This window comes from Nocardioides pocheonensis, assembly GCF_003725535.1.
Taxonomy (GTDB): Bacteria; Actinomycetota; Actinomycetes; order Propionibacteriales; family Nocardioidaceae; genus Marmoricola; species Marmoricola pocheonensis.
Genome location: NZ_RJSF01000009.1, coordinates 1 through 423, shown reverse-complemented (window position 1 = coordinate 423; position 423 = coordinate 1).

Sequence of the window (423 nt, the reverse complement as noted above, 5' to 3'; positions counted from 1 at the left end):
CGGCCTTGCGGTGCGGGTGGTTTCGGCAGGCTCAACCACCTCGGACTGGGCTCAGCCGTCCGTGGTGGGGTCTCTGCCCCGGGGTGGTTTCGAGGCTCGCTGGCGCTCGCACCTCAACCACCGAAGCACCGCCACAACCGCAGCCGACGGCGAGACCCGGCCTCGCGCCGCCCCCGTCGTCGCTGCCAGTTTCCCCGGCACGGACCGGCACCCGAGAAGAGTGGGTTTCGGCAGGCTCAACCAGCGGTGGCTGGGTCCCTGACCGGCGAGTGGTTTCGAGGCTCGCTGGCGCTCGCACCTCAACCACCAATGCACCAGACCCGCGCCCGACGGCAGAACCCGGCCGCGCCGTACCCCGTCTTCGCCGCCCGTCCCCCCGGCGCAGACCGCCACCTGCCGAGCGTGGTTTCGAGGCTCGCTGGC